Annotated in this window: 7 protein-coding genes and 2 pseudogenes; 3 read left to right on the top strand and 6 right to left on the bottom strand. The window is 72.8% G+C overall.

The window, feature by feature from the left end:
- A pseudogene (locus tag ACNFOC_RS45720) lies at positions 1 to 127 on the top strand (DUF4865 family protein); the annotation flags it as partial.
- A 63-nt stretch (positions 128 to 190) separates the two neighbouring features.
- Here ACNFOC_RS45720 and ACNFOC_RS45715 read toward each other — a convergent pair.
- Positions 191 to 523 (bottom strand): annotated as a pseudogene (locus ACNFOC_RS45715) (DUF8844 domain-containing protein); the annotation flags it as partial.
- A 269-nt stretch (positions 524 to 792) separates the two neighbouring features.
- Between ACNFOC_RS45715 and ACNFOC_RS45710 the strand changes: the two are divergent.
- Positions 793 to 1,455: an NIPSNAP family protein gene (locus ACNFOC_RS45710; protein WP_416964914.1), complete on the top strand. Its 663-nt coding sequence runs from the start codon at positions 793 to 795 to the stop codon at positions 1,453 to 1,455.
- A gap of 15 nt (positions 1,456 to 1,470) precedes the next feature.
- Here the strand turns inward: ACNFOC_RS45710 and ACNFOC_RS45705 are convergent, their stop codons facing one another.
- Genes ACNFOC_RS45705 through ACNFOC_RS45690 form a run of 4 tightly spaced genes read right to left on the bottom strand, consistent with a single transcriptional unit; the run spans position 1,471 to position 6,470 of the window.
- Positions 1,471 to 2,811: an AAA domain-containing protein gene (locus ACNFOC_RS45705; protein ID WP_416964913.1), complete on the bottom strand. Its 1,341-nt coding sequence runs from the start codon at positions 2,809 to 2,811 to the stop codon at positions 1,471 to 1,473.
- Complete coding sequence (locus tag ACNFOC_RS45700; protein ID WP_416964912.1) at positions 2,808 to 4,406, bottom strand: hypothetical protein; 1,599 nt, start codon at positions 4,404 to 4,406, stop codon at positions 2,808 to 2,810. Before ACNFOC_RS45700 ends, ACNFOC_RS45705 begins: the two co-directional genes overlap by 4 nt.
- Positions 4,397 to 5,530 (bottom strand): hypothetical protein, encoded by a 1,134-nt coding sequence (locus ACNFOC_RS45695; protein WP_416964915.1) that lies wholly within the window; start codon positions 5,528 to 5,530, stop codon positions 4,397 to 4,399. Before ACNFOC_RS45695 ends, ACNFOC_RS45700 begins: the two co-directional genes overlap by 10 nt.
- A complete protein-coding gene (locus tag ACNFOC_RS45690; RefSeq protein ID WP_416964911.1) occupies positions 5,481 to 6,470 on the bottom strand; it encodes a phosphatase PAP2 family protein in 990 nt (329 codons plus the stop codon). Before ACNFOC_RS45690 ends, ACNFOC_RS45695 begins: the two co-directional genes overlap by 50 nt.
- 209 nt (positions 6,471 to 6,679) lie before the next feature.
- On the opposite strand from ACNFOC_RS45690, the gene ACNFOC_RS45685 reads away from it, so the two are divergent.
- Entirely contained in the window at positions 6,680 to 7,276 is a 597-nt protein-coding gene (locus ACNFOC_RS45685) for a histidine phosphatase family protein (RefSeq protein WP_416964910.1), read from the top strand.
- A 116-nt stretch (positions 7,277 to 7,392) separates the two neighbouring features.
- On the opposite strand, the gene ACNFOC_RS45680 is transcribed toward ACNFOC_RS45685, so the two are convergent.
- On the bottom strand, positions 7,393 to 8,795 hold a 1,403-nt coding region (locus ACNFOC_RS45680; RefSeq protein ID WP_416964909.1), incomplete at its 5' end, for an NsdA family TPR-like regulatory protein.

Below are 8,795 nucleotides of genomic sequence, written 5' to 3'. Positions count from 1 at the left end.
GCGCTCGACGACTGGGACGGGCTCGGTCTCAAGGCGTACCTGGTGCGTGAGCGCGGGATGCACGGTTCGCCGGTCAACCAGTACGCGCCGTTCTATCTGTGGAACACGGTCGAGGGCATGAACCGCTTGGTCCTGGAGGACTTCGCAGACGGCGACGAGGTCGGCGACCTCGGGCAGGTGCAGCAGCCCTGCCGCGCAGCAGGTCCCGTCCGAACTCGACCATCTTCTTGGCGTAGTCCTCGGTCCACTCGGCCCGCTCGGCGATGTCCGCCGGTGTCAGCCGGTCGAACCGGCGCGGATCGGCGAGTTGGGCCGCCGCGATCGCCTGGAACTCCACCGCCCGGTCCGTCGCGGCGCGGAACGCGTGGGTCAGCTCCGTCGCACGGGCCAGCAGCGCGCGGGGGTCGTCCATCGACTCCAGGTCGAAGAAGTGCTCCGGGTCCTCGGCCGCCTGCGCGGGCTCGAAGAGCAGGGGCGCGGGGCGTAGCCGCGATTCGTTGCGACGCGGCGTTTGCTCCGCCATGTCTTCTCCTCCTCGTAGGTCACGGACGACCCGCCTCACGAGCGGGCCACCGTCCATTGTCCCCCGGCGGCGCAAGGGGCCCCGGGCATACCCGCAAGGCACGGGATCCGGCGCCATGTGAGGGGCTTCCCAGTGGTCCGGCACTGTATTCATCGGCTGGCGCCCGCATGGCACGGGCGTCGGCCGGACCGCTTCCCGGCTGTCGTATGTTGAGTGATCCCGCGCGGTTGTGCCGCAGCGGGACCACACATCGTGAGAACGGCGGGACAGTGAGGGAAACGCCCATCACCTCCGCGGACGTGTCCGTGGAACAGCGAGCGGTCCGGTACGAGTGGACCACGGTCACCAGCGCGCTCATGGACGGCACCCGGGTCGCCGAAGCCGTGCGCGTGTGGGCGGAGAACGCGGGCGACGGCGGACGCTGGCTCGGCGGGTGGACATCGGAGAACGGCGAACTGGGACGTGTCTGGGTGCTGCGAACGTTCCCGGACGAGGAAACCCTCCTCGCCGCCCGGCACGCCATGCGGCTGGGTGGGCACCCGCTCTCCGGGACGGCCGAGGTCACCGGCATCGACGTGGCGAGCTTCGCGGGACTGCCGATGATGCCGAAGGTGGAGGTCGGGACGCTCGGGCCGGCGTACGAGATCCGTGATTACACGCTCGTTCCCGGCGGTCTGCCAGGAACGATCCAGGGCTGGCGCCGAGCGCTTCCGGAGCGTGACCCGATCGATCCGGTCACGGTCGTGATGTACGCGCTCGACGGCCCCGAACGCATCGTGCATGTGTGGCCCTTCCAGAGCCTCGACGAACGCGTCCGCATCCGGCGAGAGCTCTACGCCGCGGGCACCTGGCCGCCACCCGGCGGCCCTGAACGCATCGCTCACGCGACCTCGACGATCGCCTGGCCCGTCCCCGGTTCGCCGCTGTCCTGACGGTGCTCCTCCGCGCTACGGCCGCCACACCACCCGGTGTTCCGCCAGATGCGCCAGCACCGCGTGGTTCGCCTCCCAGCCGTCCGGGAACTTCACCGTCACCCCCAGCTGCACCGGCTCCGTCGACGGGTGGTCGTCCAGGAGTTCGGTCACGCCCGCCCGGCAGATCACGATGCAGGCGTGGCGGTGGCGGGAGGCGAGGACGCAGAGGCGGCCCGTCTCCAGGTGGAAGGCGGTGGCGTCGGGGCGGCCGGAGAGCGGGTGGAGGACCACCGTGACGTCGAACTCCCGGCCCTGGAGCCGGTTCGCCGTGTCCACGGTGACGTCCGTGACGCCCAACTCGCCCAGCGCCGCGCGGATCGCCGCCGCCTGGTCCCGGTGCGCGGTGCCGACCGCGATGCGGTCGGCGGTCAGGGGAGTGGGGTCGGGTGAGCGTTCGGATGTGGCCGCGCCGCCCCGGTCCAGCAGACGCCGTACGACCGTCGCGACCGCCCGCACCGCCTCCGGGTCCGTGCGAGGGGTGCTGCGGGCGGGGAGTTCCAGCAGGCCCCAGCCCGACTCGGCGGCCTCGTCGATCACCCGGTCCGGGCCCGAACCGTCCGACGGGACACCGAAGTCGAGCCGCCGGTCACCGTGGCCCGTGCCGCTGCGGAAGCGCGTGTACGGGTAGAACGCGTCCGAGACCAGTGGGGCCGCCGACGCCGGTAGCCGCCACGACACCGGCAGGCGGTGCTGCGGCAGCTCGGGGTTGTGCGCCAGGAGTGTCGTCACGGCCGAGGACGAGGGGTCGTACGACAGGCCCGCCCACTGCTCCGCGCCGACGATCGCGAACGGGTCCAACTGGCCCGGGTCGCCCACGAACAGCGCCCGCTCGAACAGCCCGGCCACGGCCAGCAGCGAGTCCGAGCGCATCTGGTACGCCTCGTCGACGATCGCGTGCCGCCACGGCTCGTCCACCTTGACATGCGCCCACTTCGCGGCCGTGGAGATGACGACCGGGAGCCCGGCGAGCTCGCCAGCCTTCGCCGACTTCCGTACGTTCGGCAGGTCGTCCAGCGCCTTGTCATACGGGTCCGCGTCACTGCTGTGGAGGCGGCCCACCGGCAGCTCGCCGTTCTTCTCGGCGAGCCGGACGACCAGGTCGTCAACCTGGGCGTTGGTCTGCGCGACCACCATCAACGGGCGCCCGGCATCGGCCAGTTCGAGCGCCGCGCGGACGACGAGCGTGGACTTGCCGGCGCCCGGCGGGGAGTCGACGACGACACCGCGCGCGGTGCCGTGCAGCGTGTCGCGGAGGATCGCGTCGGTCGCGCGGCCGGCCTCGGCACCGGGGTCGAAGGCGATGTCGGCGCTCACAGGACGTCCTCCTCGGTCACCGGGTCCGCCGACTCCTGTACGGCACTCTCCTCACCCGGCGGGCCCCCGTGCGTCCACGGTGTCTCCTCCTGGTCGGGCAGTTTCGCGCCGCCCCGCTGCTCGTGCTCGAACAGCGTGAAGCAGATCCGGTCGCCCTTCTCCGGCAGCGAACCGGTCTCCGGCTCCTTGCCGCGGCCCATCTTGTCGACCACCCGCAGGACGATGAGGGCACCCTCTTCCTCGTGGCCCACGAACTCCGCCGACTGCGGCTTCCCGGCCAGCGACCGGAACACCTTCGCCCGCTCCCCGAGATGCGGCCGGTCGTCCGTGCGGACGGTCACCAGCGGGCGCGGGCGGGGGCTCCTGCCCTCGCTGTACGCCATGACGACATCGATGACCTCGCCCGCGAAGGCCTCCCCGGCGAGCCGCCGCCCGGCCATCACCAGCGGGTCGTCCAGGGCCTCCTGGGCGTCCAGCCGGGCCTGTTCACGCTCGCGTGTGGCCAGCTTGTTGGCCGCGGTCACCGCGTCGTCGCGGCGCGGCTGCGGGGGCTCACCGGCGACGATCCGGTCCCGGTGACCGGTGAACGACCAGCGGTCGCGGGTCCACCGGTCGACGGCGTGCGCGCCCTCCGGCAACGCCCGCAGCAGGTCGATCCCGTGCCACACCGCGTCCCAAGTGGGGCGGGTGATGCCCTCGACGAGGGACCTGATCTCCCGCTCGGCGGCGGTGAGTTCACCGAGCCGGTCGTCCGCCTCCACGCCGTCCTCGGCGGCGGCGAGGGCGGTGCGGGCCCGGTCGTAGCGCTCGATGGCGGGGGCGAGCAGCTTGTTGTCGAACGCCGGGTCGGTGGCCGGGCCGGCCGGCGGGCACACCAACTGGCCCCGCGCGTCCCGCCGTAGCTCCGCGTCGAGCGCTGCCTCGGCACCGGAGACACCGGCCGGCGGATCGATCCAGGCGAGCAGCGCGGCCAGGTGCTGGTCCTCCAGGCTGGACTGCCCGGTGGCCCAGTGCCGGCCGAGCACCTCGGTGAGCGCGAGCAGCAGCGCGGAACCGGGCACCCGGGCCCGCTCCCCGAAGTGCGTCAGCCACCGCCCGAGCAGCGGTACGCGCGGGGGCGCGGGGTGCGGGGTCTCCGGGTCCTGCTCGGCCGTACGCCGAAAGCGCATCGAACGCCCCAGCAGCCGGACCAACTCGATGCCCGCGCGGCTCGGCACGATCAACTGCGGGGCGTCCGCGCACAGTTCGACCTCGACCTTGACCCGCTTGCCGGTCTCCGGATCGGTCTCGTTGCGCTCGGCGGCCTCGACGTCGTCCGCGAACGTGTCGATGTACGGCAGGACCACGTCCGCGAGTTCGGCGAGGAACGCGAACCTGAGGTCCCGGTCACGCGGCTGCGGTACGACGAGCAGCCGCGGCGCGTCCCGGTCCGTGCCGACGAGGGCGCCGAGGGGTGCCCCGGCCTCACCGGCGGTGGTGAGCGGCACGAGGACGAGGGGGTGCTCGGAGAGGTGCCGGTGGCGGACGGTGGCGGCGGGCTGGGCGCGGCCGGTCTGAACTGCCTCCAGCCGGGCGAGAGTCGAGATCAGCGACATGCGGCCGCCTCCAGGGCGTGTGCCAGCGCCTCGGCCCGCAGCTCGGCCGCCCTGCGCAGTGCCGCCACCGCCGGGTCGTCCGGGTCGCCGGACTCGCCGTGGGCCGCCGACAGGACCTCGTCGACCGTCGTCAGGTCGCCCAACTCGGCGCGCAGGGAGCGGCCGAGGGAGGTGACCGCGCCGGACGCGCGGGAGTGGTCGCGGCAGTGGAAGGCCAGTTCGCAGGCTGCCAGGCACTCGGGGGCGTAGGCGGCCGGGACCGACTCGACGGCGGCGGTCAGCTCGGCGGCCGGGCGGTCGGGGGCGAAGCAGGTGCCCTCGGGGAGGGTGTCGGCGATGTCCTCGATGCGGGTGAGGCGGGCCAGTTGGCGACCGGTGACCGCGCGCTGCTTGCGGACGTCGACGGCGGACGCGGTGGGCAGGTTCGAGAAGTCCTTCGGGCAGACCAGGAGGACGCGGTGGCGGACCCGGGGAGCGGGATCCAGCTTGGCCGCGACCTCTTCCAGGGCCAGCACGTACACCGCCGACTGGCGGGCCGCCGCGCCGACCTTCGCCGGGTCCGCCGAACCGTCAAGCATCGGGAAGGACTTGATCTCCACGACCGTCCAACTGCCGTCCGGGTGCACGACGACCGCGTCCGGCTCCAGGAACGCGGGCGAACCCGCCACGTCCAGGGCGAGCATCGGGTGGTCGAGCAGGGTCCAGGCGGCGGCCTCGGTGCCCTCGCGCAGCGCGAGCGCCGTACGCGCCGCGCGCCCCTCGGGGCCGATCGCGGTCAGCTCGGGCACCCGCGCGCGGGTCGGCGGCTCGGCGCCCGGGTCCAGCTTCTCGTGCACCAGGCGCAGCAGCTCCGCGCCGCCGTCCGCCTTGACCCGGGCCTCGAAGGCGTTGCCCCGCATGAAGGCGAACTGGGACTGTCCGAAGGCCGACGGCGAGCCGAGCGCGTCGGCCAGCACCGCCTTGTTCACCCCCGCGCCGTCCAGGATCGCCCGTCGCTTGCAGCCCGGGTTCGCCGCCAGCGCCGCGAGGGCGCGCGCGTCCAGCGCCTTGGCCGGGACGTCCGGGCCGCGCAGCTCAGCGAGCCGGTGCCGGAGCGCCGTCCCCCGCGTCCGTGGGGGAGGCACCCGGCTCGGCTCCGGTACCGAGCTGTGACTCGCGCTGCCGTGGAATTCGCTCACCCGGGGAAGTCTGGCATCCGCCACTGACAATTGAGGTTTCTGAGCCATGAGAGGCGTCACGGGAAGCGTCCCGAGCGGCGTCACGGGAGCGCGCCGCGACGAGCGATCCGCGCCCCTCGAACCGCGCCCTGATCCGGTCCGCGGCCTTCATCACCTGCGGCGCCAGCAGGAACCCGAGCCCCATCACGGCCACGCCCGCGACCGCGTCGAGGAGATAGTGGTTCGCGGTGCCCATGACCACGATCGCCGTGAGCAGCGGATAGGCGACCCCGACGACCTTGGCCAGCCGCGTCCCGCCGTGGCGCCAGAGCATCACACCGCACCACAGCGCCCAGCCGCAGTGCAGGCTCGGCATCGCCGCGTACTGGTTCGTCATGCCGCCCAGGCCGCGCGGCGCGCTCGCGTCGCCGCCCCACCAGCCGTACGAGCTGTACTTGGCCATCGTGTCGACGAAGCCGTAGCCGGGGGAGAGCAGGCGGGGCGGGCAGGTCGGGAGGAGGGTGAAGCCGATCAGGCCGATGAACGTGGACGTCATCAGCCAGGTGCGGGCCGCGCGGTAGACGTGGGAGCGCGACCTGAACAGCCAGATCAGGATCGCGGGCGTGACCAGGTAGTGCAGCGACGCGTACCAGAAGTCGGCCGGGATGCCGAGCCAGGACTCGCGCGTGAAGAGGCGGTTGAGCGGGTGCTCGGCGTTGATGTGCAGGAACTTCTCGACGCGCAGGATCGCCAGACCGTGGTCCACGGCGCTCGCCGTGTCGCCCCGGGCCAGCAGCCGGCCCGCCGAGTACGAGGCGTACACCATGAGGATCAGCGGCAGCTCGGTCCACCAGCGCAGCCGGCTTCGCCGGTCCGCCTCGATGCCTGGTGTCTCGGTCTGCGGCATCCGATCGCCCTCCCCCTTCTGTACTGGTGCAGTGCTCCGTGGTCCGGCTTCCCGGTAGCCCGGTCGGAACACTTTACGGCGTATGCGCGCGCCCTGTTTCCGGCGCCCCCGGACCTCAAAGACGCAGAGATCGCCCCCCGGGTTGCCCTTCTCAAGGGTGCGCGATGATGGAGTGACCCGCCTCTCGTTTTCTCCCGGAAGGGTCCCTCATGGCACCGCGCATCCTGCTGGCCCGGCACGGACAGACCGAATGGTCGCTGTCCGGGAAGCACACCGGCAGGACCGACGTCCCCCTCCTCGAAGAGGGCCGACGCGGCGCCAAGGTGCTCGGCGAGCGACTGCACCGGGCCCCCTTCGACGGCCTCCCCGGGGTGGAGGTCCGCACCAGCCCCCTGGCACGCGCGCGTGAGACCTGCGAACTCGCCGGCTTCGGCGACCGCGCGACCCCCTGGGACACCCTCATGGAGTGGGACTACGGCGCCTACGAGGGCATGACCCCGGAAGAGATCCGTTCCGTACGCCCCGACTGGCTGATCTGGCGCGACGGCGTCCCCGAAGGGGAGACCCTCGCCGAGGTGACCGCCCGCGCGGACGAGGTCGTCGCCTGGGCCCGCGCCGAGGACCGCGACGTCCTGGTCTTCGCCCACGGCCACATCCTCCGCTCGATCGGCGCACGCTGGCTGGGCCTCCCGATCGACTTCGCGGCCCGCATACGCCTCAACCCGACGTCCTTGTCGGTCCTGGGCTGGGCCTACGGCGACCCGGCGATCGAGAGCTGGAACGACGTGGGGCATCTAGCGGCCTAGGCGTTGAGCGCCCTGTTTTTAGGGGCGCGGGGCTGTGTCTATTTGCGGCTCCGCCGCGTGGGCGCGACCAGCCCCCACCGGCCCGCAGACGAATCACAACGCATCCTCCGTAGCAACTAAGCCGCAGTACGAGGCAACCCTGAGTGCCTCTCCAGAAACGTAGACACCCCTGATGCTCGCCGATGAGGCAACAGCACCCGTGCCGTCCCCGCCAGCATCGTCTGAATCCGCGACGACTGAACCAGGTCCAGGAGGTCCAGTACCCGCGTCCCGGCCGTTGCCGCTTCGTCAGGACGGCCACCCCGCGCGAGGTCGTCCGCCAGCTCGGCCGTGTACAGCGCGATGTTCCGAGTGAAGTGCGGATCCTGAAGACGCGCCGCACGCCGCGCATGCCGCGCCGCCCGAGGCCAGTCCCCCAGCGTCGACCAGCACTGCGCCTCAAGCCCCTCCAACTCGGCCTCTCCGTAGAAGCTCATCCACTCGGGGTCGGCGTCCGAGTGCCCCCGCTCGAAGAGCGCCTGCGCACGCGCCAGCGCCTGTTCGCAGCCGGTGCGGTCGGCGAGCCCCGCCCAGCCGCCCGCCTCGCGCAGCGCGAGCAGCGACATCAGGCGGGCGGAGCCCAGCGGGCGTCCGACGCGCTGCGCGGCCTGGGCGGCGCGTACCGCTTCCCGTGGCCGGCCGGCGTCCCGCGCGAGGAACGCCGTATTGCAGAAGGCGTGTGCCTCAAGGCCGGGATCCTCGGTCATCCGGGCCGTCGCGAGCGCCTCCGCGTAGTGCGAGCGGGCGTCGTCGAAGCGGCCGGAGTCGTGGGCCAGCCAGCCCACCGAGATGGCGAGTTCACCGGCTCCGGAGTGCAGTCTCTCGGCGACGGACTGCCGGGTGGTGCCCGCGTCGAGCAGGGCGTAGGCGGCGCGCAGCGGGGCCGCCGCGCGCCGGTAGAGGCCGTCGGCGCCGTGCCGGTCGTCGAGCAGCCGGATTCTGCGGACGGCCTCTTCCAGGGCGCCCGCCTCGCTCGTACCGGGACGGCGGACGGAACGGTCCGCTGCCACGGCGTCGAAGGTGAGCCCGAGCGGGCCCAGCGTGCCGGCGGCCACCGTGACGGTGCCGCCCCTCATGAATGCGCGACGCAGCACGTCGCTCTCCTCGTGGTTCTGTGGGTTCTCGTGCGTGTCGTACGGGTCCTGCGTGTCATACGGCTCGTACACCTCCGGCGTCTCACCCGCCCTGGCCGCTTCATCCGTGGTGAGGGCCGGGCTCGTGAGGTGCGCAGGGGGCGTGTCCTCGGCGGTGCGCGCCCCGCGTCCGCGTACGGACGAGCGGGGCGCGAAGCCGAGGTCGGCGAGCGTGCGGCCGGGGAACATGTGCAGGAACACCCGCTCGTACGCGTAGTTGGGGCAACGGATCTCACCGGCCTCGACCCGCCCGACGTAGCGCGCGTCGCAGCTGACCCGCTCGCCGATCTCCCGCGCGGACCGGCGTACGGCCGCGGCGAACTCCGCCGGTGAGCGCTGTCCGCGCA

Origin of the sequence: Streptomyces colwelliae, assembly GCF_048158785.1 — a bacterium.
In the GTDB taxonomy this organism is placed as follows: Bacteria; Actinomycetota; Actinomycetes; order Streptomycetales; family Streptomycetaceae; genus Streptomyces.
Note: the sequence above shows the minus strand (reverse complement) of the source record. Positions and strands in the feature narration are given on the sequence as shown.